The organism is Phenylobacterium sp. LjRoot225 (genome assembly GCF_964252855.1).
Taxonomy (GTDB): domain Bacteria; phylum Pseudomonadota; class Alphaproteobacteria; order Caulobacterales; family Caulobacteraceae; genus Phenylobacterium.
Map to the genome: position 1 here is coordinate 235,342 of NZ_CAXUPL020000004.1, position 24,427 is coordinate 259,768.

General features: G+C 70.0%; 24 protein-coding genes and 1 riboswitch. Of the genes, 9 read left to right on the plus strand and 15 right to left on the minus strand.

Features of this window, described 5'->3' with window-relative positions:
- Nucleotides 1–3: 3 nt before the first annotated feature.
- Genes ACSQ2B_RS21125 through hpxZ form a run of 3 tightly spaced genes read left to right on the plus strand, consistent with a single transcriptional unit; the run spans nt 4 to nt 1,978 of the window.
- Nucleotides 4–204 carry a hypothetical protein gene (locus tag ACSQ2B_RS21125; protein ID WP_436052998.1) on the plus strand — a complete coding sequence of 67 codons (201 nt, stop codon included), beginning with the start codon at nt 4–6 and terminating at the stop codon, nt 202–204.
- The gene (locus tag ACSQ2B_RS21130) at nt 201–1,601 is read left to right on the plus strand and encodes an AtzE family amidohydrolase (protein WP_436052999.1); all 1,401 of its coding nucleotides are present in this window, start codon (nt 201–203) and stop codon (nt 1,599–1,601) included. The genes ACSQ2B_RS21125 and ACSQ2B_RS21130 overlap by 4 nt, the downstream gene beginning before the upstream one ends.
- Entirely contained in the window at nt 1,595–1,978 is a 384-nt protein-coding gene (gene hpxZ, locus ACSQ2B_RS21135; RefSeq protein ID WP_436053000.1) for an oxalurate catabolism protein HpxZ, read from the plus strand. The genes ACSQ2B_RS21130 and hpxZ overlap by 7 nt, the downstream gene beginning before the upstream one ends.
- Here the strand turns inward: hpxZ and ACSQ2B_RS21140 are convergent.
- From ACSQ2B_RS21140 to ACSQ2B_RS21185, 10 genes are all read right to left on the minus strand, one after another.
- Nucleotides 1,975–2,391 carry a hypothetical protein gene (locus ACSQ2B_RS21140; protein WP_436053001.1) on the minus strand — a complete coding sequence of 139 codons (417 nt, stop codon included), beginning with the start codon at nt 2,389–2,391 and terminating at the stop codon, nt 1,975–1,977. The two genes, hpxZ and ACSQ2B_RS21140, sit on opposite strands and share 4 nt — an antisense overlap.
- 137 nt (nt 2,392–2,528) lie before the next feature.
- Nucleotides 2,529–2,945 carry a hypothetical protein gene (locus ACSQ2B_RS21145; RefSeq protein ID WP_436053003.1) on the minus strand — a complete coding sequence of 139 codons (417 nt, stop codon included), beginning with the start codon at nt 2,943–2,945 and terminating at the stop codon, nt 2,529–2,531.
- A gap of 123 nt (nt 2,946–3,068) precedes the next feature.
- Nucleotides 3,069–4,658 carry an aminomethyl-transferring glycine dehydrogenase subunit GcvPB gene (gene gcvPB / locus ACSQ2B_RS21150; RefSeq protein ID WP_436053004.1) on the minus strand — a complete coding sequence of 530 codons (1,590 nt, stop codon included), beginning with the start codon at nt 4,656–4,658 and terminating at the stop codon, nt 3,069–3,071.
- The gene (gene gcvPA, locus ACSQ2B_RS21155) at nt 4,655–6,001 is read right to left on the minus strand and encodes an aminomethyl-transferring glycine dehydrogenase subunit GcvPA (RefSeq protein ID WP_436053006.1); all 1,347 of its coding nucleotides are present in this window, start codon (nt 5,999–6,001) and stop codon (nt 4,655–4,657) included. The genes gcvPB and gcvPA overlap by 4 nt, the downstream gene beginning before the upstream one ends.
- 98 nt (nt 6,002–6,099) lie before the next feature.
- Nucleotides 6,100–6,465, minus strand: a complete 366-nt coding sequence (gcvH, locus tag ACSQ2B_RS21160) for a glycine cleavage system protein GcvH (protein ID WP_436053007.1) — start codon at nt 6,463–6,465, stop codon at nt 6,100–6,102.
- Between the two features lie 17 nt (nt 6,466–6,482).
- Nucleotides 6,483–7,607, minus strand: a complete 1,125-nt coding sequence (gene gcvT, locus ACSQ2B_RS21165) for a glycine cleavage system aminomethyltransferase GcvT (RefSeq protein WP_436053009.1) — start codon at nt 7,605–7,607, stop codon at nt 6,483–6,485.
- A 166-nt stretch (nt 7,608–7,773) separates the two neighbouring features.
- Nucleotides 7,774–7,865: riboswitch (glycine riboswitch) on the minus strand.
- Nucleotides 7,866–8,062: 197 nt separating this feature from the next.
- On the minus strand, nt 8,063–8,314 hold the full coding sequence (locus ACSQ2B_RS21170) for a nuclear transport factor 2 family protein (RefSeq protein WP_436053011.1): 252 nt from the start codon (nt 8,312–8,314) through the stop codon (nt 8,063–8,065).
- Complete coding sequence (locus tag ACSQ2B_RS21175; protein ID WP_436053013.1) at nt 8,283–8,471, minus strand: hypothetical protein; 189 nt, start codon at nt 8,469–8,471, stop codon at nt 8,283–8,285. The genes ACSQ2B_RS21170 and ACSQ2B_RS21175 overlap by 32 nt, the downstream gene beginning before the upstream one ends.
- Nucleotides 8,472–8,524: 53 nt before the next feature.
- Nucleotides 8,525–10,318, minus strand: coding sequence for an arginine--tRNA ligase (locus ACSQ2B_RS21180; RefSeq protein ID WP_436053014.1), 1,794 nt, complete (start codon nt 10,316–10,318; stop codon nt 8,525–8,527).
- Nucleotides 10,315–10,992 carry a Tat pathway signal sequence domain protein gene (locus tag ACSQ2B_RS21185; protein WP_436053016.1) on the minus strand — a complete coding sequence of 226 codons (678 nt, stop codon included), beginning with the start codon at nt 10,990–10,992 and terminating at the stop codon, nt 10,315–10,317. Before ACSQ2B_RS21185 ends, ACSQ2B_RS21180 begins: the two co-directional genes overlap by 4 nt.
- Before the next feature lie 122 nt (nt 10,993–11,114).
- Between ACSQ2B_RS21185 and ispH the strand changes: the two genes are divergently transcribed.
- Nucleotides 11,115–12,068 carry a 4-hydroxy-3-methylbut-2-enyl diphosphate reductase gene (gene ispH / locus ACSQ2B_RS21190; protein ID WP_436053018.1) on the plus strand — a complete coding sequence of 318 codons (954 nt, stop codon included), beginning with the start codon at nt 11,115–11,117 and terminating at the stop codon, nt 12,066–12,068.
- A 136-nt stretch (nt 12,069–12,204) separates the two neighbouring features.
- Here ispH and ACSQ2B_RS21195 read toward each other — a convergent pair whose 3' ends face one another.
- Nucleotides 12,205–12,432 carry a hypothetical protein gene (locus tag ACSQ2B_RS21195; protein WP_436053019.1) on the minus strand — a complete coding sequence of 76 codons (228 nt, stop codon included), beginning with the start codon at nt 12,430–12,432 and terminating at the stop codon, nt 12,205–12,207.
- A gap of 87 nt (nt 12,433–12,519) precedes the next feature.
- Between ACSQ2B_RS21195 and thrB the strand changes: the two genes are divergently transcribed.
- A complete protein-coding gene (gene thrB, locus ACSQ2B_RS21200) occupies nt 12,520–13,485 on the plus strand; it encodes a homoserine kinase (RefSeq protein WP_436053020.1) in 966 nt (321 codons plus the stop codon).
- 11 nt (nt 13,486–13,496) lie between these two features.
- Nucleotides 13,497–13,955: a ribonuclease HI gene (rnhA, locus tag ACSQ2B_RS21205; RefSeq protein ID WP_436053735.1), complete on the plus strand. Its 459-nt coding sequence runs from the start codon at nt 13,497–13,499 to the stop codon at nt 13,953–13,955.
- A 9-nt stretch (nt 13,956–13,964) separates the two neighbouring features.
- Here the strand turns inward: rnhA and ACSQ2B_RS21210 are convergent, their stop codons facing one another.
- Both ACSQ2B_RS21210 and ACSQ2B_RS21215 read right to left on the minus strand, forming a co-directional pair.
- Entirely contained in the window at nt 13,965–15,221 is a 1,257-nt protein-coding gene (locus tag ACSQ2B_RS21210; protein WP_436053737.1) for an MgtC/SapB family protein, read from the minus strand.
- A gap of 86 nt (nt 15,222–15,307) precedes the next feature.
- Entirely contained in the window at nt 15,308–15,682 is a 375-nt protein-coding gene (locus tag ACSQ2B_RS21215) for a glycine zipper 2TM domain-containing protein (RefSeq protein ID WP_436053022.1), read from the minus strand.
- Nucleotides 15,683–15,920: 238 nt separating this feature from the next.
- Between ACSQ2B_RS21215 and ACSQ2B_RS21220 the strand changes: the two genes are divergently transcribed.
- Nucleotides 15,921–17,084, plus strand: coding sequence for a hypothetical protein (locus ACSQ2B_RS21220; RefSeq protein WP_436053024.1), 1,164 nt, complete (start codon nt 15,921–15,923; stop codon nt 17,082–17,084).
- 185 nt (nt 17,085–17,269) lie between these two features.
- Here the strand turns inward: ACSQ2B_RS21220 and ACSQ2B_RS21225 are convergent, their stop codons facing one another.
- Nucleotides 17,270–18,178: a response regulator gene (locus ACSQ2B_RS21225; RefSeq protein WP_436053026.1), complete on the minus strand. Its 909-nt coding sequence runs from the start codon at nt 18,176–18,178 to the stop codon at nt 17,270–17,272.
- The gene (locus tag ACSQ2B_RS21230) at nt 18,168–21,350 is read right to left on the minus strand and encodes a hybrid sensor histidine kinase/response regulator (RefSeq protein ID WP_436053027.1); all 3,183 of its coding nucleotides are present in this window, start codon (nt 21,348–21,350) and stop codon (nt 18,168–18,170) included. Before ACSQ2B_RS21230 ends, ACSQ2B_RS21225 begins: the two co-directional genes overlap by 11 nt.
- A gap of 913 nt (nt 21,351–22,263) precedes the next feature.
- On the opposite strand from ACSQ2B_RS21230, the gene urtA reads away from it, so the two are divergent.
- Together urtA and urtB are read left to right on the plus strand one after the other, a co-directional pair.
- Nucleotides 22,264–23,499, plus strand: a complete 1,236-nt coding sequence (urtA, locus tag ACSQ2B_RS21235) for an urea ABC transporter substrate-binding protein (RefSeq protein WP_436053029.1) — start codon at nt 22,264–22,266, stop codon at nt 23,497–23,499.
- 26 nt (nt 23,500–23,525) lie between these two features.
- The gene (gene urtB / locus ACSQ2B_RS21240) at nt 23,526–24,419 is read left to right on the plus strand and encodes an urea ABC transporter permease subunit UrtB (RefSeq protein ID WP_436053031.1); all 894 of its coding nucleotides are present in this window, start codon (nt 23,526–23,528) and stop codon (nt 24,417–24,419) included.
- The last annotated feature ends 8 nt before the right edge of the window (nt 24,420–24,427 follow it).

A 24,427-nucleotide genomic window follows, 5' to 3' on the forward strand; every position in this document is an offset into this window, starting at 1 on the left:
GCCATGAGTTCATTGCAAACCGGGGGCGACGACCCTGACGAGGCGGTAGTCCGCACCCTGGCCGAAGCCTTCGACCTGACGATCCGGCCGGAGCATCTGGGGGAGGTCGCCGCAGCCTGGAGGCTGATGCGGCCTCATCTCGAACGGGTGCGGTCGGCGGAGCTCCCGCCGACCGCCGAGCCGGCTTCGCTCTTCCGCCCATGATCTCGGAAATCGAGGGACTGGGCGTCGCCGAGACGGCGGCGGCGGTCCGCGGCCGGCGGCTCACCGCCAGCCGCGTCGCCGAAGCAAACCTGCAGCGGATCGAGCGGCTCAACGGGCCGCTCAACGCCTTCCGGCTGGTGCTCGCCGAGCGCGCCCTGGCGGAGGCGGCCCTGGTGGACGCCGCGATCCGTGACGGCCGCGACCCCGGACCGCTGGCGGGGACGCCCTATGGGGTGAAGGACCTGTTCGACGTGGCCGGGCTGGCCACGGCGGCCGGCTCGAAGATCGGCGCGAACGGCCCGGCCGCGGCGCAGGACGGCGTCCTGGTCGAACGGATGCGACGGGCGGGCGGCGTGCTCCTCGGCGTCCAGGTGATGGACGAGTACGCCTATGGCTTCACCACCCGCAACGCCCACCACGGGACGACCCGCAATCCGCACGACGCCAGGCGCACGGCCGGCGGCTCCTCGGGCGGCTCGGCGGCGGCGGTGGCCGCAGGCCTGGGCGCCTTCGCGCTGGGATCGGACACCAACGGCTCGATCCGCGTGCCGTCCTCCTTCTGCGGCGTCTTCGGCCTGAAGCCGACCTTCGGCCGGCTGCCGCGGACCGGATCCTTCCCCTTCGTCTTCGACCTCGACCACCTGGGGCCCTTCGCCCGCAGCGTCGCCGATCTCGCCGCCGTCTACGACGCCCTGCAGGGTCACGACGCCGGCGACCCGGCCTGCGTCGATCGCCCCGCGGAGCCCGTCGGCCCGGGCCTCGCCACGGCTGCGGCCCCGACCCGCGTGGGGGTGCTGGAGGGCTGGTTCCACGAGATGGCGGGGCCGGAGGCGCGGGCCGCCGTGGCCGCCTGCGCAGACGCCCTGGGCGCACGGGCGCGGGTGACGCTGAGCGGCGCGGAGACCGCGCGTTCGGCGGCCTTCGTGATCACCGCCTCCTCGGGGGCGAACCTGCACCGCCGCAGCCTCCGCGACCGTCCGCAGGACTTCGATCCGGCGACCCGCGGACGCCTGCTGTCCGGGGCCTTGCTGCCCGCCGACGCGGTGATCCAGGCCCAGCGCCTGCGCCGCAGCTTCTACGAGGAGGCGATGGCGGCCTTCCGCGACGTCGACCTGCTGCTGGCTCCGGCGACCCCGGTCCCGGCGCCTGGGCATGACGAGGCGACGATCCGGATCGGCGGCGACGAGGTCCCGACGCGGCCCAACCTCGGCGTCCTGACCCAGCCGATCAGCGCCATCGGCCTGCCGGTGGCAGCCGTCCCGCTGCGCTGCGCCTCCGGTCAGCCGATCGGCGTCCAGCTGATCGCGCCGCCCTGGCGCGAGGACCTGGCCTTCGCCGCCGCGGCGCGCCTCGAGGCGCTGGGCTTGGCGGCCTCCCCGGTGGTGGAGCCATGCTGATCAACGACCCTGCGGTCGTGGCCGAAGTCCGCGCCGCCTTCGAGGCCTATGAGGCCGCCCTGATGGCCAACGACCTGGAGGCGCTCGACGCCTTCTTCTGGGCCGACGGACGCACCGTCCGCTACGGGCCGGGGCAGAACCTCTACGGCATCGAGGAGATCCGCGCCTTCCGCCTCGCCCGCGTCGGCGGCTCGCCGCAGCGGACGCTCGATCACACGGTGATCACCACCTTCGGCCGCGACTACGCCACCGCCAACACCGAGTTCCAGCGCGCCGGCGCCGACCGGCCGGGACGACAGAGCCAGACCTGGGTGCGGCTGGAGGCCGGCTGGCGCGTCGTCGCCGCCCACATCTCCCTGTTGTCCGAAGGGGCTTAGGAGAGGGGCCGGGCCCGCCACTTCCGCTTCAGCCGGCGTCGCGTCTTCACCCCGATGCGGGCCCGCTTCGGCGCGATCATGCGCTCGGCGCGCAGGTACTGCTGCCAGGCCACCGGGAAGACTTCCGGCTCCCGGCGCAGCAGCCGGCGGATCGGAAACACCATCTTCGGCCGGGCGCGCTGGAGGCGGACGAACTGCCGTTTGGCGGCGAAGGAGTTGCGCAGAACGAGGATCAGCCCAAGGACCACCAGGGGCACACCCAGCGGCCCGGGAAGCGGGGCGATCAGCACGCCCGTCAGCGCCAGGGTCCCGCCCAGGGCCAGCAGGAGCCAACGCGTGATGCGCGCAATGAGCTCGCGTGCAAAGGCGGCGTCTGGTCCTCTGAAGCGCAGCGGGGCGCGGGCGAATGACACGAAAGCTCCTGAGCGCTCTATGGAGAAGGCCGTCCTAGGCCGAGATGCAGCGACTTCTGTGGCGTTCCCGCGGCGGAGAGGTGAAACTCCGCTCGGCGGCGAATTGTTCCTGGAGAGCATGGCGGCGGCGCCACAGCCTAGACCAGGCGGCTCGCGCGGATCCTGCGCTTCAGGCCGCGGCGAGACTTCACCCCGAACCGCGCCCGCTTCGGCAGCACCAGGCGCTCGACGCGCAGATACTGCTGCCAGAAAACCAGGATGATCTCCGGCTCCCGGCGCATAAGGCGCCGGATCGGGAACACCATCTTCGGGTGAGCGCGCTGGATGCGGACAAACTGGCGCTTGGCCGCGAAGGAGTTGCGCAGGACGATCATCAGACCGACCACCAGCAGCGGCAGGCCGATATGTCCGGGCAGGGCCGCCAGGCCCAGGCCGACCAGCATGATGACGCCGCCGAGGAACAGCAGAAGAAAACGGCTGATCTTCGCCAGCAGATCGCGGGCGAATTCGTCCGAGGCGCGGTTCACGCGCAGAGAGGGCATAACGAAGGACACGAGCGCAACCTGGGGTCGCGCGGTCGTTCCGAGGGGAGTCGGTCCAGCACCGCGCCTCTCAGATATGTGAGCGGTCCGGGGAATCGTAAAGACAACGTCCGGTTAATTTCTATCCATGCGGCTCTATTCCGCAGCCAATGGCGCCGGCGCCACAGGTATGGGTTCCGGGCGCCACGTAAGCCGCGGCTTGCGGGCCGCCAGGGTCTCGTCCAGCCGCTTCAGCGGAGCCAGTCTCGGGGCGGCCTTGAACCGCTCCGTATCGCCGGCCTTGGCGGCGTTCGCCAGCGCGCGAAGCGCGTCACAGAAGCGGTCGAGCTCGCGCTTGGACTCCGTCTCGGTCGGCTCGATCAGCATCGCGCCGTGCACGACCAGGGGGAAGTACATGGTCATCGGGTGGAAGCCCTCGTCGATCATCGCCTTGGCGAAGTCGAGGGTGGTCACCCCCGTTCCGTCCAGCCAGGCGTCGTCGAACAGGGCCTCGTGCATGCAGGGCCCGTCGGGGAAGGCCGGCGACATGACGTCGGCGAGCTTGGCCTTGATGTAGTTGGCGTTCAGGACGGCGTCCTCGGCGACCTGCCGCAGGCCGTCGGCGCCATGGCTGCGCATATAGGCGTAGGCGCGCACGAACATGCCCATCTGGCCGTGGAAGGCGCTCAACCGGCCGAAGGCCTGGGCGGCCTCGCCGACGGCCTCCTCGGTGAGCGTCAGACCGTCGGACCCGTGGGTCACCCAGGGAGCCGGGGCGAAGGGCGCCAGCGCGGCCGACAGCACCACCGGGCCCGCGCCCGGCCCGCCGCCGCCGTGCGGCGTCGAGAAGGTCTTGTGCAGGTTGATGTGCATGGCGTCGACGCCCAGGTCGCCCGGCCTCACCCGGCCGACGATGGCGTTGAAGTTCGCCCCGTCGCAGTAGAAGTAGGCTCCGGCCGCGTGGGTCAGCCGCGAAATTTCCACGATGTCGCGCTCGAACAGGCCGCAGGTGTTCGGATTGGTCACCATGATGGCGGCGACGTCGGGCGCGAGCTTGGCGGCGAGGTCGGCGAGGTCGACCCGGCCGTCCTCGGTCTGGGCGATCTCCTGCACCGAATAGCCGACGAAGGCGGCGGTGGCGGGATTGGTGCCGTGGGCGGAGGTGGGGACCAGCACCCGGCGGCGCTCGCCGTGGCCGGCCGCCTCGTGCGCGGCCTTGATGGTCAGGAGGCCGCAGAGCTCGCCGTGCGCCCCGGCCTTGGGCGGCAGCGCCACCGCCGGCATGCCGGTCAGCGTCTTCAGCCAGTGCGCCAGCCGGTCCATGAGCTGCAAGGCGCCCTGCGTCGTAGACGCCGGCTGAAGGGGATGCAGGTCGGCGAAGCCGGCCAGGCGGGCCATCTTTTCGTTGAGCCGTGGGTTGTGCTTCATGGTGCACGAGCCCAGCGGATAGAGCGCCAGGTCGATGGCGTGGTTCTTCTGGGACAGGCGCACATAGTGGCGCACGGCCTCCGGCTCGGAGAGGCCGGGCAGGCCGATCGGTTCGGCGCGCACCAGGTCGCCCAGGTCCGAGGCGTCGGCGTCTGCGGCCGGCAGGTCGACGCCGGTCTTGGTCCAGCCGCCCAGTTCGAAGATCAGCGGCTCGTCCTGCAGCAGGCCGCGGCCGCCGGTCAGGGAGGCGAACGGCGCGTCCGCATCACTTGCGGGGCTCTCGGGCCGGGTCGGACGGCCCACGTTCTGCATGCTCATCGGCCGATATTCCGTTCAAGGGTGCGGACCAGGGCCGCGACGTCTTCGGAGGTGGTGGTTTCGGTGGCGGCCAGCAGCAGGACGTCGTCCAGGCCGGCATGGGGATCGAGGCGCGAATAGGGGACGCCGGCGACGACCCCGTCGGCCAGCGCCGCCTCCACCAGGGCCGCGGCGTCGCCGGGCGTGCGGATCGCCAGCTCGTTGAAGAAGCGGGGCGTCAGGATCTCGACGCCGGCGACGCCCGCCAGCGCATCCTTCAGTTCGCGCGCCCGGGCGTGGTTGATCTCCGCCAGCCGGCGCAGACCGGTCTCGCCCAGCAGCGACAGGTGGATGGTGAAGGCCAGCGCGCAGAGGCCGGAGTTGGTGCAGATGTTGGAGGTCGCCTTCTCCCGGCGGATGTGCTGCTCGCGGGTCGACAGCGTCAGCACGAAGCCGCGGCGGCCGTCGGCGTCGACGGTCTCGCCGCAGAGCCGGCCGGGCATCTGCCGCACCAGTTTCTCGCGCACCGCGAAGAGGCCGACGTAGGGGCCGCCGAAGTTCAGCGCATTGCCGATCGACTGGCCCTCGGCGACGGCGATGTCCGCGCCCATGGCGCCCGGCGACTTCAGCAGGCCGTAGGAGACCGCCTCGGTGGTGACGACGATCAGGAGGGCGCCGGCGGCGTGCGCGGCCTCGGCGATCCGGGTCACGTCGGTGGCCACGCCGAAGACGTTGGGGGTCTGGACGACGACGCAGGCGGTCTCGGCGTCGATGGCGTCGATCACCGCGGCCTCGGCGTCGACCGCCGCGGCCAATCGGACGATGTCCATGCCCTCGGCGTGGGCGATGGTCTGGGTGGTGGCGGCGTAGTGCGGATGCAGGCCGCCGGAAAGGACAGCCTTCTCCCGGCGGGTGACGCGTTGCGCCATCATGACCGCCTCGGCGCAGGCCGTGGACCCGTCGTACATCGAGGCGTTCGCCACATCGAGCCCCGTGAGCGCCGCCACCTGCGTCTGAAACTCAAAGAGAACCTGCAGCGTGCCCTGGGCGATCTCGGGCTGGTAGGGCGTGTAGCTGGTGAGGAATTCCGAGCGCTGGATGATGTGGTCGACGCTCGCCGGCACATGGTGGCGGTAGGCGCCGGCGCCGCAGAAGAAGGGCCCCGCGCCGGCCGGCCGGTTGCGGGCGGCCAGGGCGGAAAGTTCGCGCTCCACCTCCATCTCGCCGGCCAGCAGCGGCAGGTCGAACAGGTCCTGGGGCCGGGCGGCCTCAGGCACGTCGCAGAAGAGAGCGTCCACGTCGGGCGCGCCGATGACCGCCAGCATCTCGGCGCGGTCGTCGGGGGTCAGGGGCAGGTAGCGCATGTCCGTCTTTCCTCCGCTCGTCCCGCCCCGGACGTGATCCGGGGCAAGAGCCAAGCGGCGCTTCAGCTTGGGCCCCAGCCTTCGCCGGGGTGAGCGGATTAAAGGGTCTGCAGATAGGTTTCGTAGGCGTCGCGATCCATCAGCTGGTCGATCTCGGCCGGGTTGGCGACCTTCAGCTTGGCGAACCAGCCGGCGGCCTCCGGGGCGGCGTTGACGGTCTCGGGCGCCTCGGCGACCGCGCTGTTGGCCTCGACCACCTCGCCGGAGATCGGGGCGTAGACGTCGGAGGCGGCCTTGACGCTCTCGACCACGGCGAAGCCGTCGCCGGCCTTCACCGTCTTGCCGACCTCGGGAACCTCGACGAAGACGACGTCGCCCAGCTGCTCGGCGGCGTAGGCGGTGATGCCGACGGTGGCGACGTCGCCGTCCAGCTCGACCCACTCGTGGTCCTTGGTGAAGCGCATTCGAGTCTCTTTCATAGCTAGAGCTTGCGGACGTAGCGGTGGGCGGCGAACGGGGCCTGTACGACCTCGCAGGCCTGCGGCTTGCCGCGGACGATGACCTTCAGCCGCGTCCCGGGTTCGGCATGCCGCGGGGGGACGAAGCCCAGCGCGATTCCCTGCCGCAGGCTCGGCGAAAAGCCGCCGGAGGTCACGCGGCCGATCACGGCGCCGTCCGCGTCGGCGAGCTCGGCGCCTTCACGGGCCGGCGCGCCTTCCAGCACCTTCAGGGCCACGCGGACCCGCGCCGGGCCGGCGGCGAGTTCGCGCTGGATGCGCGCCGCGCCCGGAAAGTCGCCGGCCTCGCGGCGGCGCTTGGAAACAGCGAAGCCGAGGTCGGCCTCGATCGGCGAGACGGTCTCGTCGAGGTCGTGGCCGTAGAGCGGCAGCCCGGCTTCGAGGCGCAGCGAATCCCGCGCGCCGAGGCCGATCGGCCTGACCCGTTCGTCGGCCAGCAGGGCGTTCCAGACCGCGACGGCCGCCGAGGCGGGAATGGAGATCTCGTAGCCGTCCTCGCCGGTGTAGCCGGAGCGCGAGACGATCAGCTCGACGCCGAAGCCCGTCAGCGTGCGGGCCTCCATGAAGACCAGGGCCGCGGCCTCCGGAACGTGCTGCTTCAGGACCTCGGCGGCCTCGGGGCCCTGCAGGGCGATCAGGGCGCGGTCTTCCAGCCGCTCGACCTCGGCCGCGCCGGCCAGGGCGTCTGCCATCAGCTTGTAATCGTTCTCCTTGCAGGCCCCGTTGACGATGACGAACAGGCCGTCGTCGTCCGGCCGGGCGGCCATCAGGTCGTCGACGATCCCGCCCTGCGCGTTCAGCAGCACCGAATAGCGCTGCTTGCCGGGCTTCAGCCCCTTGAAGTCGCCGGGCGTCAGGGTCTCGAACGCGGCCAGCGGATCGGCGCCGCGCAGCCGGGCCTGGCCCATGTGGCTGACGTCGAACAGGCCGGCGTGCTCGCGGGTCCAGAGGTGCTCCTTCAGGACGCCGTCCGTGTACTGGACAGGCATGTCGTAGCCGGCGAAGGCGACCATGCGTGCGCCCAGCGCCACGTGCGCCTCGGTCAGGGGCGTGGTCTTCAGGACCGTCTTGGCGGGAGCATCTGACACTTGAAACGGACTCCGGGCTGATGACCAGCGAGCCGCCGGAACAAGTCCCGGCATCCCGCGCCCCCGCTGTCCTTGGGCCTGAGAGATTTCGGGTCCCGCCGATGGCTGGCGGCCCTCTGCTCCTTCGGCGAGTCGGCCTTTCGACCGACTACTTTCCAGCGTGCATCAGCTCTTCGCGGTCCGTTTTGCCTGAGCGTTTCCGGGGCGGTTGCGCCTTCGGCTCCGGACTCGAAGTCCGGTATCTCCCGCGAGAGTCGGCGGGAAGGTGGGTGATGGGCGGTGGGGAGTCAACGCGGGAAATGGCGCAGGGGGGCTGGGGCCGGAGTTTGCCAGTGTTCGGACCTTCCGAAGTCCCGTTGAGGGTGGATCAGAGACACTCTCACCGCCCCCGCGCAGCGGGGGAGGATCTGGGCCGAAGATGCTCCCCCTCAGGGGGAGCATCTGAGTTCCGCCGCCTAATGCGCCGTCGCCCGGTCGCGGCCGTAGGGGTCGCCGGCGAGGGATTCGGTGTGCAGGGCGCAAAGCCAGCGGCCGTTCTTGCGCACCCAGGTGGAGGCCTCGGCGGCGTCGAGCGACACGGGCTTGCCGTCGACGGTGAGCTCCTCGTGGACCTGGTAGCCGATGATCGCGACGTTGTCGTCCAGCTGCTCGAACTTCACGTCGCGGATCGTGAAGTCACGCAGCTGCCAGTCGCCGGCCTGCATCATCTGGGCGAAGCTCTTCTTGTCGTTCGACGCCCTGGGCGCCGGTGACGATGCAGGGCTCGTCGGTGAGGCGCAGCGCCGCATCGATGTCCTTGGTCTTCATGGCGTTCCAGAACTGCGTCTCGAGACCGAGCAGTTCGCGTTCAAGTGCGGTTTCCATGGCGGGCCTCCTGTCGTCGCAACAACCCGGAGGCCGGCGGCAAGGTTTCCGACCTACATCCGCTCCGGAACCGAAATCCCCAGCAGGTCCAGCGCCTGCTCCAGCTGGCGCAGCGTCGCCTGGGCCAGGGTCAGGCGGCTGGCGCGGACGGCGGGCTCGGCCTGCAGGATCGGGCAGGCGGCGTAGAACTTCGAAAAGCTCTGCGACAGGCGGTAGGCGTGCTCGGCCACCGCGTTGGGGGCGTGTCTGTCGTAGGCCTCGGCCAGCGCCGCCTCGAAGGCGTCCAGCGTCAGGGCCAGGTCGCGTTCGGCCGGCTCGGCCACCCTGACTTCGCCGGCGACGGCGCCCTCGTCGGCCGCCTTGCGCAGCACCGATTTCACCCGGACGGCCTGGTAGAGCAGGTAGGGGCCGGTCTTGCCTTCGAAGCTGGTGAAGCGGTCGAGGTCGAAGACGTAGGAGGTGCCGCGGAAGTTCTGCAGGTCGCCGAACTTCAGCGCCGCGACCGCGACCTTCTGGGCGATGTCCTCGAACTCCGCCTCGGGCAGGCTCTCGCCCAGGCCCGCCTCGTGCAGCCGCTCGCGCGCCTTGTCCCGGGTCATCTGGATCAGGTCGTTGAGCTTCAGCACCCCGCCTTCGCGGGTCTTGAAGGGCTTGCCGTCGGTCCCGTTCATGGTGCCGAAGCCGATGTGCTCCAGCTGGCCGTCCCTGGCGTAGTCGGCCAGGAAGGCGGCGCGGAAGACGATCTCGAAGTGGTCCGCCTGGCGCTGGTCGACGCAGTAGATCACCAGCTCCGGATCGAAGCTGTTCTTGCGGTCGAGGATGGTCGCCAGGTCGGTGGTGCCGTACATGGCCGAGCCTTCCGACGAGACCACCAGCAGCGGCGGCAGCTCGCGCTTGTCGCCCTCGCGCGTGACCCGGACGATCTTGGCGCCCTGGTCGTCGACCAGCAGCCCCTTGGCGGCGAGGTCCGCCACCATCGGCTCGATCAGCGAATCGACGTCGCTCTCGCCCTTCCAGAGGTCGAAGTCGACGCCGAGCGCATGGAAGTCGCGCTCCAGCGCCACGCGGGTGACCTTGGCGAAGCGCCGCCACAGCAGGTAGGCGCCCGGCGTCTTGGCCTGCAGCTCGGCGGTCAGCTTGCGTGCGCGGTCGCGGTAGTCGGGCTCGGTCTTCCCCTTGGCGGCGGCCTCCGGATAGAGCCGGTCGAGGTCGGCCAGGGAGACGGTCTCGAACTCGGCGGGCTCGAGCTCGGTCCAGTCAGCCGGCAGGTCGGTCCGGGCGTTCAGCGTCGCGACGGCGGCGGCGACTTGCGGGTTCTCGTCGCAGACCGCGCCGATCAGCAGGCCCATCTGGTAGCCCCAGTCGCCGAAGTGGGCGTCGCCCACCACCACGTCGCCGCGGAAGCGATAGAGCCGCTTGATCGACTCGCCGATGATCGAGGAGCGCAGGTGGCCGACATGCATCGGCTTGGCGACGTTGGGGCCGCCGTAGTCGACCAGCACCCGGCGCGGGGTTTCGACCAGCTCGCCGCCGGCGCGCGGATCCGCGGCGATCTCGTTCGCCCGGCGGGACAGTTCGGCCGGGGCGAGCTTGAGGTTGATGAAGCCCGGGCCGGCGATCTCGACCGAGGCCAGGCGCGGATCGCCGCTCAGGGCTTCCGCCACGGCGGTCGCCAGCTCGCGCGGGTTCTTGCCCACCCGCTTGGCCGCGGCCAGGGCGCCGTTGGACTGGAAGTCGGCCAGGTCCGGCCGGTCCGAGGCGGTCACCCGGCCGAGCTCGGCGGGCAAGCCAAGGCCGGCGAAGGCGGCTTCGACCGCTTCGCTCAAGATGCGTTTCAGGTCGCTCATGGGCGCTTGGCGTTGTCCTGGGCGGCGACGGTGGGCGCGACGTTCGGGCGGAAGCGTTTGCCCTCGCGATTGAAGGCGGCCATTTCCGGCGTCACGTCAAAGCCGACCAGGATCTCGAAATTGGCCCCCGACACCGTGGCGGTGGCGCGCGGGATGACGATGCCGCCGACAGTCTCGGACTTGTAGACCCGATCCTTGCCGGCCGGGAAGCTGACCGGCAGGTCGAAGGTCTGCTTGGCCAGCACCTCGCGGTTGCGGTCGGTGACGGCCACCCAATAGCGGTAGGTGTTCGACGAGCCTTCGGCCTGCGGCCCGCGGCCGAACTCGAACAGCAGGTTCATGGTGACCTTGATCGGCTCGTCCGACTTGTACTCGCAGGCGGCCGAAACCCCCTGGATCTCGCCGGTGAAGCCGACCGAGGCCGAGGCCTCCTGGCCGCCCTTGAACTCGACGTAGCGGGCGGCGTCATAGAGGCTCTTGGCGAACGGGCAGGGGCCGGCGTTGCGCAGGGCCGGCAGCGGCGCCTGCTTGTCACCCCAGTCGTCGTCCTTCTTCTTCTTCGCGGCGGCGTCGTCCTGCTGGTCGCCGCCCGGATCGATCTGGGCGTAGGCGAGGGTCGGGACCGTCGAGGTCGCCACGACAAAAGCTGCGGCGACGAGAAGCAGGCGGCGCATGAGGAGCGTCCATGATCGAGGAAGGGCGCAGATGAGCGCGCGGTGTGGCGCCTAAGTACAGCGTGACGAATGCGGCCGCAACGCGGCTGGTCCCGGCGGCCTCCAGCCCCTAAGTTCCGGCCATGTCCGACGCCGTCCCGCGCCCCAAGCTCAAAGTCCTGCTCGCCAGCCCGCGCGGCTTCTGCGCCGGAGTCGACCGGGCGATCCAGATCGTCGAGCGGGCGATCGAGAAATATGGCGCGCCGGTCTATGTGCGCCACGAGATCGTCCACAATCGCCACGTGGTCGACCGGTTGCGCGCCCTGGGCGCGGTGTTCGTCGAGGAGCTGGACGAGGCGCCGGACGACCGTCCGGTGATCTTTTCGGCCCACGGCGTGCCGAAGTCGGTGCCGGCCGCGGCCAAGGCTCGCCAGATGCTCTTTCTCGACGCCACCTGCCCGCTGGTCTCCAAGGTCCACGTCGAGGCCGAGCGGCACTACGAGGCCGGCCGCGAGATCGTGCTGATCGGCCACGCCGGCCATCCGGAGGTGGTCGGCACCCTGGGCCAGCTGCCGGAGGCGAGCGTCACCCTGATCGAGACCGTGGCGGACGTGGCCCACTTCGCGCCCCGCGATCCCGCCAATGTCGCCTTCGTCACCCAGACCACGCTTTCGGTCGACGATACGGCCGAGATCGTGGCGGCGCTGCGCGCCCGCTTCCCGGCCATCGCCGCGCCGCACAAGGAAGACATCTGCTACGCCACCACCAACCGCCAGGAGGCGGTGAAGGCCCTGGGCGTGAAGAGCGACGTGGTGCTGGTGCTGGGCAGCGCCAACTCGTCGAACTCGGTGCGTTTAGCTGAAGTGGGACGGCGGGCTGGGGCAGCGGCCTATCTGATCGAGGACGCCGACACCCTGGATCTCGACTGGCTGCAGGGCGCGTCCGTCGTGGGCGTCACCGCCGGGGCCTCGGCGCCCGAGGTGCTGGTGCACGGCGTGCTCGACCGCCTCGCCGAGAGCTTCGACCTCACCGTCGAGGAAGTCCAGGCCGAGCCGGAAACGGTCAGCTTCAAGCTGCCGCGGGCCCTGGTGGAGTAGCCGCCCGAACGCCCCCTCCGTCTCGCTGCGCGAGCCACCTCCCCCGCGTTGCGGTGGAGGATCTGGACCGTAGATGCTCCACCGCTTGCGGGGGAGCTGTCAGCGAAGCTGACTGAGGGGGCGTTCGGCGCCGGCCTCAGCTCAGCCGTTCGAACGTTCGGTTGTAGCGCTTCAGGAAGGCGCGGCCGCGGGCGTGGGAGTCCTCGACCCAGACCTCCTGGGTCACCGCCGCCAACACGTGGCCGTCGCGCGTGGGCTCCAGGTGCAGAATCCCGCCGACCTGGGCGTTCAGCACGTCGAGGGCTTCTTCGTTGAGGATCACGGCGATCTGGTCACCGATTTTTTCGACCTTCAGCGCAATCATAGACAGCTCTCCTGAAAGTCCGCCGATCCTAGCACGCTGGCGCCGAGGTGTCTTGACCCGGCCCGCAGGCTCGCGCACGCAGCGCCCATGGCGGTCTATACGGACATAACGGACGACGAGCTGGCCCAGTTGCTGGCGGATTTCGACCTCGGCGAGGCGGTGAGCTTCAAGGGCATCGCCGAGGGCGTCTCCAACTCCAACTTCCTGCTGGAGACGGAGGGGGGCCGCTTCATCCTGACGGTCTACGAGCAGCGCACCAACGAGGCGGAGCTGCCCTTCTTCATCGAGCTGATGCACTGGCTCGCCGAGCACGGCTATCCCTGCGCCTCGCCGATGGCCGATCGCAACGGCCAGGCGCTGAAGCGGGTGCGCGGCAAGCCCTGCGCCATCGTCGGCTTCCTGCCGGGTCTGTCGGTGCGCAAGCCCTCTGTCGCCCACTGCCGCCAGGCCGGCGAGGGGCTGGCGCGGCTGCACCTGGCGGTGCGGGGTTTTCCGATGCACCGCCACAACGACCTCGGCCAGGCGGCCTGGAGCTCGCTGTTCGCGCCGCTCGGCGACGCGGCCGAGGCGCTGAAGCCCGGCCTGCAGGCGGTGATCGAGGCCGACCTCGCCCACTTCGCCAAGGACTGGCCCAAGGGCCTGCCGGAAGGGGTCATCCACGCCGACTTCTTCCCGGACAACGTCTTCTTCCACGGCCCGGAGTTCGCCGGCGCCATCGACTTCTATTTCGCCTGCGACGACGCGCTCGCCTACGACATCGCCATCGCGCTCAACGCCTGGTGTTTCGAGCCGGACGGCAGCTTCAACATCACCGCGGCGCGGGCGATGGTCGCGGGCTACGAAACCCACCGACCGCTCTCCGACGCCGAGCGTTCGGCCCTGCCGATGCTGGCCCACGGCGCGGCGATGCGGTTCTTCCTGACCCGGCTGCAGGACTGGCGCGCGACCCCGGCCGGCGCGCTGGTCAAGCCGCACGACCCGCTGGAATACGAGCGCAAGCTCGCCGTGCACCGCGCGGCCCCTGACCTCGTCCTGTTCGGAGACCCGGCCTGATGTCCCCTGAAATGTCCCCCGATACCGGCAAGGTGGTGATCTTTACCGACGGCGCCTGCTCGGGGAATCCGGGGCCGGGCGGCTGGGGGGCGATCCTGTTCTACGGCGACAAGCGTCGCGAGCTGAAGGGCGGCGAGCGGGCGACCACCAACAACCGCATGGAGCTGATGGCCGCGATCCAGGCTCTGGAGGCGCTGACCCGGCCCTGCAAGATCGAGCTGCACACCGACAGCCAGTACGTCCAGAAGGGCATCCACGAGTGGATCCATGGCTGGAAGCGCCGTGGCTGGCTGACCGCCGACAAGAAGCCGGTGAAGAACGACGACCTCTGGAAGCGTCTCGACGCTGCGCGCCAGCGCCACGAGGTCGACTGGCGCTGGGTCAAGGGCCACGCCGGCCACGAGCACAACGAACGCGCCGACGAGCTGGCCCGTCAGGGCCTGAAGGAGGCGCTCGGCCGCGCGGCGTAGGCGCGATTGTCAGAGGACCGCGGTCACGCCGATCGCGGCGCCCGCCGCCGCCAGGGCCGCGGCCGTGACGACGGCGAACCGCACGGCGAAGGCCCTGGCGCCGAAGGACAAGGCGAGGATCACCCGCTGGACGGCGTTCACGCCCAGGGCGATGAGAATCCCGACCGCGCTCACCGTCGCCGGTTCGCCCTGCGCCGCGCGCCGCGCCAGCGACAGGGTGACGGCGTCGACGTCGACGAGGCCCGAGGCGGCCGCAAGGGCGTAGGTTCCCGCGGCGCCTGCGGTCTTCGCCAGCCAGGCGCCCAGCAGCATGATCGCCGCCAGCAGCACGCCGAAGCCGAACACTGCGCCGAACTCGAACGGGACGATGACTTCGTCGGGCGCCTTCTGGCCGCGGGTCCGGCGCCGCAGCGCGATCAGCCCCCCGGCGGCGAACATCAAGGCGGCGGCGGCCGCCGCAGGCGCCAACTCGACGAGCAGGCCGGGGGCGACGATCGCCGCCAGCAAGGTCGCCCGAACCACCGAGACCATGGAGGCGAAGCAGACGCCCGCCGCCAGCCCCAGAGTGTCGCGCGTCCCGCGGCTCAGCCGCGCCAGGGCGAGGGTCGTGGCGGTGGACGATGCGAGCCCGCCCGCCAGCCCGGCCAGGGGCGGCCCCTTCTCCGGGCCGCCGATCTTGAGCGCGATGTAGCCGGCGTAGGAGATGGCCGCCGTCAGGATCATGAACTGCCAGACTTCGCTCGGATTGACCGCGCCCAGGGGATCGATCGGCCGGTTCGGCAGAACGGGCAGGATCACCGCCGTCATGCCGAGCAGCAGCAGCGCCGAGCGGAGCTCCAGCCAGGTCAGCCGGGCGACGGCGCGGTGCAGGAGTTCGCGGCCCGCCAGCAGGCCCGCGGTGACCACCCCGGCGGCGGCGGCGATGAGCAAATCGCTGAGCAGGGCCATGACGCCGAGGCTGAAGACCACCATGGCGGCGACGACGCTGGTGACGCTGAAATCCTGGTCGGCGCCTCCCTCGCGGTAGCTGAAGACGGCGAAGGCGGTGGTCAGGATGGCCAGGCTCGCGACCCAGGGCACGTAGCTTGCCGCCGCGCCCGACAAGGCGCCGGCGAGGCCGCCGAGCAGGCCGATCAGCGCGAAGGTGCGGACGCCGGCCGTTCGCCCGCCCTCGCGCTCGTCACGTTGATGCCAGGCGCGCTCGACGCCGACCAGCAGGCCGATGCCGAGGGCCGCGCCGAGCCGCAGCAGGAGGTCTCGTTCGATGGTCTCGCCTCAGGGCTGAAGCCTCGGCTCCCGAAGGAGCCGTCGCGACCGACCTTAGCGGCCTCGGCGCCCCGGCGTCAGCACTTCTAGCGGCAGCGCATGCCGCCGCGGTCGATCTCGCGTCCGAGCAGCGCCCCGCCGGCGGCGCCGAGAACGGTGCCCACGGTGCGGTCGCGGCCGCCATCCAGCTCACGGCCGACCAGGGCGCCGACCGCGCCGCCGATCACCAGGCCCGTGGTTCCGTTTCCCCGGCGACAGTAGTAGCGGCCGTCGCCGCCGCGCCAGACGCGGTCACGCTCGCCGATCGCCCGGGGCTCATAGTAGCGGCCGCGGCTGTCGTAGATCGCCCGCTCCTTGGCCCGCCGGCCGTGCGCCGGCGCCCAAGGCGGCGGGTCGGCCTGCGCCGGAAGGGCCGGGATCGCGATCGCGGCGAGGACGATGGCGATGACGGACTTGCGCATGAGAGGTTCCCTTGAGGCTCGACTGTTCAAGGCCTCTGGGCGGCGGTTGTGGCGCCAGGATGGCGGCCCGCCTCACCTGCGGCGTTGTCGCTCACCCGCGAGGCGCGCCGTCGCCCCTCCATCCCAGGCTACGCTGTTTGACGTATTCCGATTTTCCGCCCGCGGACGACACTTGGACACGGGCGCGGACCTGCGCCGCTGTTGCGACTGGACGCGCAACGTCTGTGAGGGGGATCTCATGAAAAAGGATTATCGCCGCAGCCGGCTGCGGCTGCGCGGGCTTCTGTTGGCGGCCGCGGCCGGCGCGTGCCTTGCGCCGCTGAGCGCAGCCCAGGCCGGAGCCAAGATTCCGCTGGGCGACGACAGCTGGATCAGCGTGGGCCTGGGCGTTCGCGCCAGCGTCACCCAGGACGAACATGGCGCGCCGGACGGCTCGTCTGACTTCGACACCAATCTCGACAGCGTCCGCCTCTATGTGAACGGCCAGCTGAACAAGACCATCGGCGCGACCTTCAACACCGAGCGTGACGGCGACGGGAACATCAAGCTGCTGGACGGCTACCTGCGCTTCGAGTTCAGCGACGCCTTCAACATCTGGGGCGGCCGGCTGCTGCCGCCGAGCGACCGCTCCAATCTCGACGGACCCTACTATCTGTCGACCTACAACTTCCCGGGCCTGGTCTCGCAGTATCCGGCGCGCTTCGCCGGCCGCGACGACGGCGTGGTCGTCTGGGGCAAGCTGATCGACAAGAAGCTGGTCTATTCAGCCGGCGTCTTCCGCGGCCACAACAAGATCTCCGGCGCCTCGAACGAGGGCGGCGACCCGCTGTTCGCCGGCCGCGTCGCCTTCAACTTCTGGGAGCCTGAGGACAACCCCGGCTATTACACCAGCAGCACCTACTACGGCTCGGCCGACATCCTGACCGTCGCGGTCGCCGGCATGATGCAGAACGACGCCATCGGTACGGCCTCGGCGAAGGGCGACTACAAGGCCTGGAACGTCGACGCCCTGATGGAGAAGAAGGTGATGGGCGGCGGCGCCGTCACCCTGGAAGGCGCCTACTACAAGTACGACACCGACGGCGTTCTGGACGTTTTTCCGGGCTTCGGCGGCGCCGGCGGCACGGACAACGTCGGCGGGATCACCGAGGGCAAGGCCTATCTGGTCTCCGCCGGCTTCCTGTTCCCGCAGACGGTCGGCATCGGCAAGTTCCAGCCGGTGGTGCGCTTCCAGCAGTTCGACGCCAAGCTGCTGGACATCAAGACCAAGCAGTTCGACGCCAGCCTGAACTACATCATCAAGGGCCATAACGCCCGGCTCTCGCTCGACTACGCCCACCTGGACACCGACGGCGGCCAGGACAACGACACCCTGACGCTGGGCGCCCAGCTGCAGTTCTAAGGAGAGCTATCGGATGGGCGGCAACGCCCCCTCCGTCTCGCTGCGCGAGCCACCTCCCCCGCGTTGCGGTGGAGGATCTGGGCCGAAGATGCTCCACCGTGAAACGGGGGAGTTGTCGCGAAGCGACTGAGGGGGCGTTCGGCGCATGTGCGATTCCCCTGCAGTTCCAAGGAGAGTGAGGAGAGTCAGTTCCGGGCGGCGACCACGCGCGTTGCGATCGCCGCGGCCGCCGCCCGGTTCTCGACGCCCAGCTTCGAAAAGACCTGTTCGAGATGCTTGTTCACGGTGCGCGGGCTGATGTTGAGGATCTCGCTGATGTCGCGGTTCGGCTTCCCATGCGCGATCCAGACCAGCACCTCGGCTTCGCGCTGCGTGAGCTGGAGGGCCGATCTTAGTATGTCGGCTTCACGCCCCTGGACCGACTCGCTGAGCCGGAAATAGGCCTCCTTACCGCTGCTCCCCAAGTAGGCCACTTCCAGCCGTCGGCCCTCCAGCACCACGACGATCGGCGCGGTTCCCGGTTCCGGCGGCCGCGCCGTCATCGCCGCCACCGGCTGGGCGATCTCCGGCGGCAGGCCCGCGCCCGCGCCCGGGAAGCTGGCGGCGAGGAGCTCCGCCGCCGCCGGCGTCCGCCAAAGCAAAGCGCCGCTCGGCGTCTCCACCGCGAACAGCGAGCGCCCGGCGACGTCGAGCGCCATGCGGGCGCTCTCGGCGTAGCGCGCATTGGCCAGGTGCACGCGCACCCGCGCCACCAGCTCCTCCAGCACGATCGGCTTGGTCACATAGTCGACGCCGCCGGCCCGCAGGCCTTCTACAACGTGTTCGGTCTCGCTCAGGCCGGTGATGAAGATCACCGGCAGGTGGGCGCTGTCGGGCATGGCCTTCAGGCGGCGGCAGGTCTCGAAGCCCGACAGCCCGTCCATCACCGCGTCGAGCACCACCAGGCTCGGCCGCGCCTCGGCCACCAGGGCCAGGGCCGCCTGGCCGCTGCCGGTGGAGATCGCCGGCAGGCCCGCCTGGTCGAGGGCGGCGGTCACCAGGGCGCAGGCCTCGGGGTCGTCGTCGACGACCAGGATCAGCGCGTCAGTCGCCATGGAGGGCTGCATTGGCTGCGCCTGCGGGATCGTCGTGGCGCCATTCGAGGTCAAGCAGGACGCGGAGGCGTTCATGGAGGTCATCCACCTCGTAGGGTTTGATCAGGAAGTCGTCGTGCGGGTCGTCTTCGCGCCGGCTGCGCGAGAAGTCGTAGCCGTTGGCCGAGACCATCAGGATGGCGAGGTCGGGCCCCAGGCGGGCGCGCAGCGCGCGCGCCGCGGTCCAGCCGTCCATCCCCGGCATGGAGACGTCCATCATCGCCAGGTCCGGCCGCTGGCGCGCCGCCGCAGCCAGGCAGGCCTCGCCGTCGCGGGCGAAGGTCAGGTCGAAGCCGAGCGGTCCCAAAAGGTCGCGCACCAGGTCCAGGTGCACCGGATCGTCGTCCGTCACCAGGATGCGCCGGCGCGGCCCGCGGTAGCCGTTGACCGCCTGGGCGCGCGGCTTGGCCTCGCCCGGCGAGCGGCGCTCGGAGAGGTGAAGCTTCACCGAAAAGGCGCTGCCCTTGCCCGGCTCGCTGCGGACCTGGATGTCGCCGCCAAGCACGGTGACCAGCACCTTGGTGATGGTCAGGCCGAGGCCGACGCCCGGCGCGCCGGTCGGGCCGCCGAGCCGCTCGAACGGCTCGAAGATCCGCTCCAGGTCGCCCTCGTCGATCCCCTGTCCGGTGTCGGCGACGATGAACTCGGCGGTCTGGCCGCTCCAGCGCACGGTCAGCGAGGCCCCGCCGGCGTCGGTGTATTTGATGGCGTTGGACAGCAGGTTGATCAGGATCTGCCGCAGCCGCTTCTCGTCGCCGTAGATGTAGGCGGGCAGGTTGTCCGGCCAGGCGTGGTGGAAGGCCAGGCCCTTGTTGGCCGCCTGCAGGCGGAACATGTCGACCACCTGGCCCAGCAGGTCGATCAGGTTCACCCGCGCGTTCTCCAGCCTCAGCGTGCCGTTCTCGATGCGGGAGATGTCCAGGAGGCCGTTCACCAGGTCGGCGAGGTGGGTGGCGCTGCGGCGGATCACCCGCACCGCCTGGGGGACGTTGACGTTCGGGTTGCGCTCCAGGAGCTGGGCGTAGCCGGAGATGGCGTTCAGGGGCGCGCGGATCTCGTGGCTGACGCCGACGATGTAGCGGCTCTTGGCGCGGTTGGCGGTCTCGGCGACCTCCTTGGCCCGCTGCAGGGCCGCGTCGGTGCGCTCGTGCGCCTCGATCTCCTCGAGCAGCATGGTGGTCTGGCGGTCGGATTCGCTCTCGGCGGCGTGCTGGTTTTCGCTGGCGAGGATGAAGAACCAGACGGCGAAGGCGGCGACCGTCATGAAGGCGGCGAACACCACCAGCAGGGCCGCGCCCACCGCCTCGGCGCGAGGCGTGCCGACGCCCAGCCGGTCGTAGACCAGCCAGAGGGCGCCGCCGATGCCCAGGGCGCAGGCCAGCAGGGTGATGACAAAGCGGGCGACCAGGGGATAGGTCCCGTCGACGAGGCCGGCCGGCGCCCAGCGGCGCACTGCGCGCCCGACCTTCCCGATCAGCGGCGCCTCCGGCTTGCAGGCGTCGTGGCAGCGCGCCTCCAGCGTGCAGCAGAGCGAACAGATGGCGCCCTGATAGACCGGGCAGAAGGCCATGTCGGGCCGCTCGAAGGGGTTCTCGCAGACCGTGCAGACCAAGGTGGAGGGACCGCCCGGCGCCAGGCCGTCGGTGCGCGCGAGATAGTAGCGGCCGCGGGTGAGCTTGGCGATCGCCGGCGCCGCCACGAAGCCGGCGGCCAGCCCCGCCAGCGGCGAGAAGGCCTTGGCCGCCGGCCCGAAGACGCCCCAGAACAGCACTGTGGAGACGATCAGGGAGAAGCCCATCGCGCCCACGCCCACCGGATTGATGTCGTAGAGATGGGCGCGCTTGAACTCGATGCCCTTGGGGCTGAGGCCCAGCGGCTTGTTGATCAGCAGGTCCGCCGTCACCGCGCCGATCCAGGCCACCGCGAAGTTGGCGTAGAGCGCCAGGATGCCGGCGACCACGTTCATGATCCCGATCTCCATCAGCTGCAGGGCGATGAAGATGTTGAAGACCAGCCAGACCACCCGGCCGGGGTGGCGATGGGTCAGCCGGGAGAAGAAGTTGGAGGCGGCGATCGAGCCGGCGTAGGCGTTGGTGACGTTGATCTTGATCTGGCAGACCGCGACGAACAGGGCGGTGAGCGCCAGCGCCACGGCGGGATTGTGGGTCAGCCCCAGGAAGACGATGTCGTAGAGCCGGGCGGGCTGGGCCGCGTCGGCCGGCGACAGGGCCATGCCGACCGCCAGGCAGGCGAGCGCCGCGCCGATCAGGATCTTCACCCCGCCGATCAGGATCCAGCCCGGGCCGGCGATCGTCAGGGCGCTCCACCAGGCGAACCTCTTCCCCGGCCGGCGCGGCGGCAGGAAGCGCAGGTAGTCGACCTGTTCGCCGATCTGCGGCAGCAGCGAGAGCAGCACCGCCACCGCCGCCCCGATCATCGGCCAGCTCCAGCCGGAGCGGCCGGCGTGCACCGCGACCGCGTCGCTGACGGCCTGATAGTGCAGGGCGATATAGATCAGCGGGGCGAGCTGCAGGACCAGCCAAACCGGCTGGGTCCAGTTCTGCATCCAGCTGATCCGCTTCACCCCATAGGCCGCGATCGGCAGGACGATCAGGGCGCTGATCAGATGGCCTACGGCCAAGGGCACGCCGAAACAGAGCTCCAGCGCGGTCGACAGGATGGCCGCCTCGATGGCGAACAGGATGAAGGTGAAACAGGCGTAGATCGCCGAGGTGATGGTCGAGCCGATGTAGCCGAAGCCGGATCCGCGGGTGAGCAGGTCCATGTCGACGCCGTAGCGCGCCGCGTAGAAGCAGATCGGAAAGCCGGTCACTAGCACGATCACGGCGAAGACCGCGAGGGCTGCGAGCGCGTTGGGGAGGCCGAAGTCCAGGGTGATCGAGGCGCCCACCGCCTCGCAGGCCAGGAAGGCGATCGAGCCCAGGGCGGTGTTGCCGATGCGGCCGATCGTGAAGCGCCGGCCGCCCTCGGCGGTGAAGCGCAGGGCATAGTCTTCCAGCGTCTGGTTGGCCGCCCACTGGTTGTATTGGCGGCGCGTGCGCACGACGCGCTGACGGCGCGCCGCTGCGCCCGAAAGGCGCGCGGCCTCGGCGCCCTGCGGCTCAGCGCTCATCGGGGGCCCCTCGCATCACAAGGCTAGGCTGACGGGCCGGGCCGGTGGAGGGAACTGCTGGCGGGCCCCACCGGCGCGCGATCAACGTTCTGCCGAGAACTTGGGCGCCCAGGTCCTCCGTCGTCGAAGGGGGATGTCGCATATCCGGCCAGTCGGGCGTCGCTACTCCGGAAAGCAATCTAAAGTGGAAGAGGTATTCGTTGACCTCTCATCTTGGGTTTTGTGGCGCCGCTCGTTCTTCGGCGGAGCGCTCTGGATTGTTGCAACGCAGCATAGTCGAAGACCGTGAAGCCAACCTATCCTATTTACTTTACGCAAAGAGCAGCTTGGGCCTACGGTTCGTCTCCTTGGGCAGGGACGCGAGATGGCCCATTATCTGGTGAAGACTTACGACCGGCATCGGCGGTTGGTCTGCCGTTTTGAGTTTGCGGCGCCCGATGACGAAGAGGCGCAAGGCGCGGTCGGCGACATGCCGGACGACAGACGGCATGAGCTGTGGTGCGGAAGCCGCCTGGTGAGAACCTGGCCAGCGACCCTCGTACAGGTCGCACCACCGGGGCGATCCCCCTCCGCAGGCGCTTAGCAGACCCACAGATCCCGAGATCTTCGGCCCAGATCCTCCACCGCGCAGCGGGCGCGAAGCGCCAGAGGGAGCGTTCGGCGCCGGCTCGTGAGGCGCCCGTAGGCGCCGCGCGGCCCCCGGACATGGGGTGTTTGACGTATTGACCGGGTCCGCTTGCCGCCGCGCCGGGCAGCCGACGGGCGTGGTCGCCCGATCTACGTCAAATGGCCCATGTGGCGCGCCCGGAGCCTCGCCCATAGTCGATCCATCGTGAGGCGGGCGCCATCTTTTCGAACGCGCGCCAGGCCTCGCCATCACATGATCCATCGAGACGAGACGGGGGCAATTCACATGGTCACTGGGACAAAGATCGGGCGGCTCGCCGTCATCCTGATGATGAGCACGGCGCTGGTCGCCTGCAATAAGGCTGGGGGCAACACGGAAGCCGCGGCCGGGGCGCCGACCGGCGATACGGTCAAGGTCGGCGTGCTGCAGTCGCTGAGCGGCACCATGGCCATCAGCGAGGTCACGGTGAAGAACGCCTCGATGCTGGCGATCGACGAGATCAACGCCGCCGGCGGCGTGATGGGCAAGAAGATCGAGGCGGTGGTCGAGGACGGCGCGTCCGACCCCACCACCTTCGCCCAGAAGGCCGGCAAGCTCCTTGAGAGCGACAAGGTCGCCACCGTCTTCGGCGGCTGGACCTCGGCCAGCCGCAAGGCGATGCTGCCGGTGTTCGAGAAGGACAAGGGCCTGCTCTGGTACCCGGTGCAGTTCGAGGGCAACGAGTGCTCGCCGAACATCATGTACTCGGGCGCCCAGCCCAACCAGCAGATCCTGCCGGCCTACGACTGGGCCAAGTCCAAGGGCTACAAGTCCTACTTCCTGGTGGGCTCGGACTACGTCTTCCCGCGCACGGCCAACCTGATCGTCAAGAAGCATATCGAGAAGGACGGGCTGAAGATGCTCGGCGAGGAGTACCAGCCCCTCGGCGGCACCGACTTCTCCGGCGTGATCGCCAAGATCCGCTCGGCCAAGCCGGAGATCATCTTCTCGACCCTGAACGGCGACTCCAACGTGGCCTTCTTCAAGCAGATGGCCGCCGCCGGCATGACCCCGGACAAGGTTCCGGTGATGAGCTTCTCGATCGGCGAGCAGGAAGCCATGTCGATGGGCCCGACCCTGGTGCAGGGCGGCTTTGCGGCCTGGAACTACTTCCAGACCCTGGAGAACCCGGACAACAGCAAGTTCATCGCCGCCTACAAGGCGAAGTTCGGCGCCGACGCGGTGATCACCGACCCGATGGTGCACGGCTATCTGGACGTCTACGCCTGGAAGGCGGCGGTGGAGAAGGCCGGCAGCTTCGATCCGAAGGCCGTGCGTGACGCCGCCGTCTCGATGGACGCCTTCCCGAGCCCGCTCGGCGCGGCGAAGTTCGCGGCGAACAACAGCCTGACCCAGACCGCCTACATCGGCCAGTCCGACGCCACCGGCCAGTTCAAGATCCTCTGGAGCTCGCCCGCGCCGATCGCGCCGGATCCCTACGATCCGCTCGCCTTCCCCGGCAAGTCCTGCGTGATCAGCTAGGCCGGGCGGTACGACAGGAGACCCGCATGATGGATCCGGTGTTCCTGGTCGGCCAGGTGTTCAACGGTCTCAGCGTCGCCTCGATCTACGTCCTGGCGGCGCTGGGCCTGGCCCTGAGCTTCGGCCTCATGCGGGTCATCAACATGGCCCACGGCGAGATCGTCATGGCCGGGGGCTACGTCGCCTTCCTGGTCATGCGCCTCCTGCCGGGGCCGCTCGGGGTGCCGGCGGCCATGCTCGCGGCCTTCCTCGCAGCGGGCGTCATCGGCGCCCTCCTCGAGAGCACCCTGATCCGGCCGCTGACCGACCGGCCGCTCGACACCCTGCTGGCGACCTGGGGCGTCAGCCTCATCGTCCAGCAGGCGGCGCGCGACCTCTTCGGCGCCACCGGGGTCTCGGTGACCGCGCCCGCCTGGATGGGCGGGGCGATCGCCCTCGGTCCGCTTTCCATGCCGATCACCCGCCTGTTCATTCTCGGCTCGGCGATCCTGGTGCTGGGGGGGCTCACCCTCTTCCTCAGCAAGACCCGCGTTGGCCTGCTGGTCCGCGCGGTGAACCAGGATCGGCCGACGGCCTCGGCCATGGGCGTCAGCGTCCGCGGCGTCGACCTGCTGGTCTTCGCCCTCGGCTCCGCGGTCGCCGGCGTCGCCGGCGTCGTCCTCGCCTTGCTGGGTCCTGTCACCCCGAGCGTCGGCCAGAGCTATGTGGTCCCGGCCTTCCTGGTGGTGATCATGGGCGGGCTCGGCAGCATCCGCGGCACCACCATCGCGGCGGTGATCATCGGCTTGTTCTCGGCGCTCGCTCAGATCTTCGTCGACGTGAGCTTCGCCCAGGTCCTGATGCTCGTCTTCGTCATCATCTTCCTCCAGTTCCGTCCGCAGGGCGTCGTGGCGATCCGCTCGCGCGCCCTGGACGCTTGAAGGCGGCT

Excerpts from the sequence above, each read along its gene's own strand:
- ACSQ2B_RS21130 (WP_436052999.1), top strand. The coding sequence starts at position 201 with ATGATCTCGGAAATCGAGGGACTGGGCGTCGCCGAGACGGCGGCGGCG.
- gcvPA (WP_436053006.1), bottom strand. The coding sequence starts at position 6,001 with ATGCGCTACCTGCCCCTGACCCCCGACGACCGCGCCGAGATGCTGGCG.
- ACSQ2B_RS21170 (WP_436053011.1), bottom strand. The coding sequence starts at position 8,314 with ATGATGCAGGCCGGCGACTGGCAGCTGCGTGACTTCACGATCCGCGAC.
- hpxZ (WP_436053000.1), top strand. The coding sequence starts at position 1,595 with ATGCTGATCAACGACCCTGCGGTCGTGGCCGAAGTCCGCGCCGCCTTC.
- urtB (WP_436053031.1), top strand. The coding sequence starts at position 23,526 with ATGATGGATCCGGTGTTCCTGGTCGGCCAGGTGTTCAACGGTCTCAGC.
- ACSQ2B_RS21185 (WP_436053016.1), bottom strand. The coding sequence starts at position 10,992 with ATGCGCCGCCTGCTTCTCGTCGCCGCAGCTTTTGTCGTGGCGACCTCG.
- gcvH (WP_436053007.1), bottom strand. The coding sequence starts at position 6,465 with ATGCGCTTCACCAAGGACCACGAGTGGGTCGAGCTGGACGGCGACGTC.
- ACSQ2B_RS21195 (WP_436053019.1), bottom strand. The coding sequence starts at position 12,432 with ATGATTGCGCTGAAGGTCGAAAAAATCGGTGACCAGATCGCCGTGATC.
- ACSQ2B_RS21175 (WP_436053013.1), bottom strand. The coding sequence starts at position 8,471 with ATGGAAACCGCACTTGAACGCGAACTGCTCGGTCTCGAGACGCAGTTC.
- ACSQ2B_RS21225 (WP_436053026.1), bottom strand. The coding sequence starts at position 18,178 with ATGGCGACTGACGCGCTGATCCTGGTCGTCGACGACGACCCCGAGGCC.
- ACSQ2B_RS21230 (WP_436053027.1), bottom strand. The coding sequence starts at position 21,350 with ATGAGCGCTGAGCCGCAGGGCGCCGAGGCCGCGCGCCTTTCGGGCGCA.
- rnhA (WP_436053735.1), top strand. The coding sequence starts at position 13,497 with ATGTCCCCCGATACCGGCAAGGTGGTGATCTTTACCGACGGCGCCTGC.
- ispH (WP_436053018.1), top strand. The coding sequence starts at position 11,115 with ATGTCCGACGCCGTCCCGCGCCCCAAGCTCAAAGTCCTGCTCGCCAGC.
- ACSQ2B_RS21215 (WP_436053022.1), bottom strand. The coding sequence starts at position 15,682 with ATGCGCAAGTCCGTCATCGCCATCGTCCTCGCCGCGATCGCGATCCCG.
- ACSQ2B_RS21180 (WP_436053014.1), bottom strand. The coding sequence starts at position 10,318 with ATGAGCGACCTGAAACGCATCTTGAGCGAAGCGGTCGAAGCCGCCTTC.
- urtA (WP_436053029.1), top strand. The coding sequence starts at position 22,264 with ATGGTCACTGGGACAAAGATCGGGCGGCTCGCCGTCATCCTGATGATG.
- thrB (WP_436053020.1), top strand. The coding sequence starts at position 12,520 with ATGGCGGTCTATACGGACATAACGGACGACGAGCTGGCCCAGTTGCTG.
- gcvPB (WP_436053004.1), bottom strand. The coding sequence starts at position 4,658 with ATGAGCATGCAGAACGTGGGCCGTCCGACCCGGCCCGAGAGCCCCGCA.
- ACSQ2B_RS21220 (WP_436053024.1), top strand. The coding sequence starts at position 15,921 with ATGAAAAAGGATTATCGCCGCAGCCGGCTGCGGCTGCGCGGGCTTCTG.
- ACSQ2B_RS21125 (WP_436052998.1), top strand. The coding sequence starts at position 4 with ATGAGTTCATTGCAAACCGGGGGCGACGACCCTGACGAGGCGGTAGTC.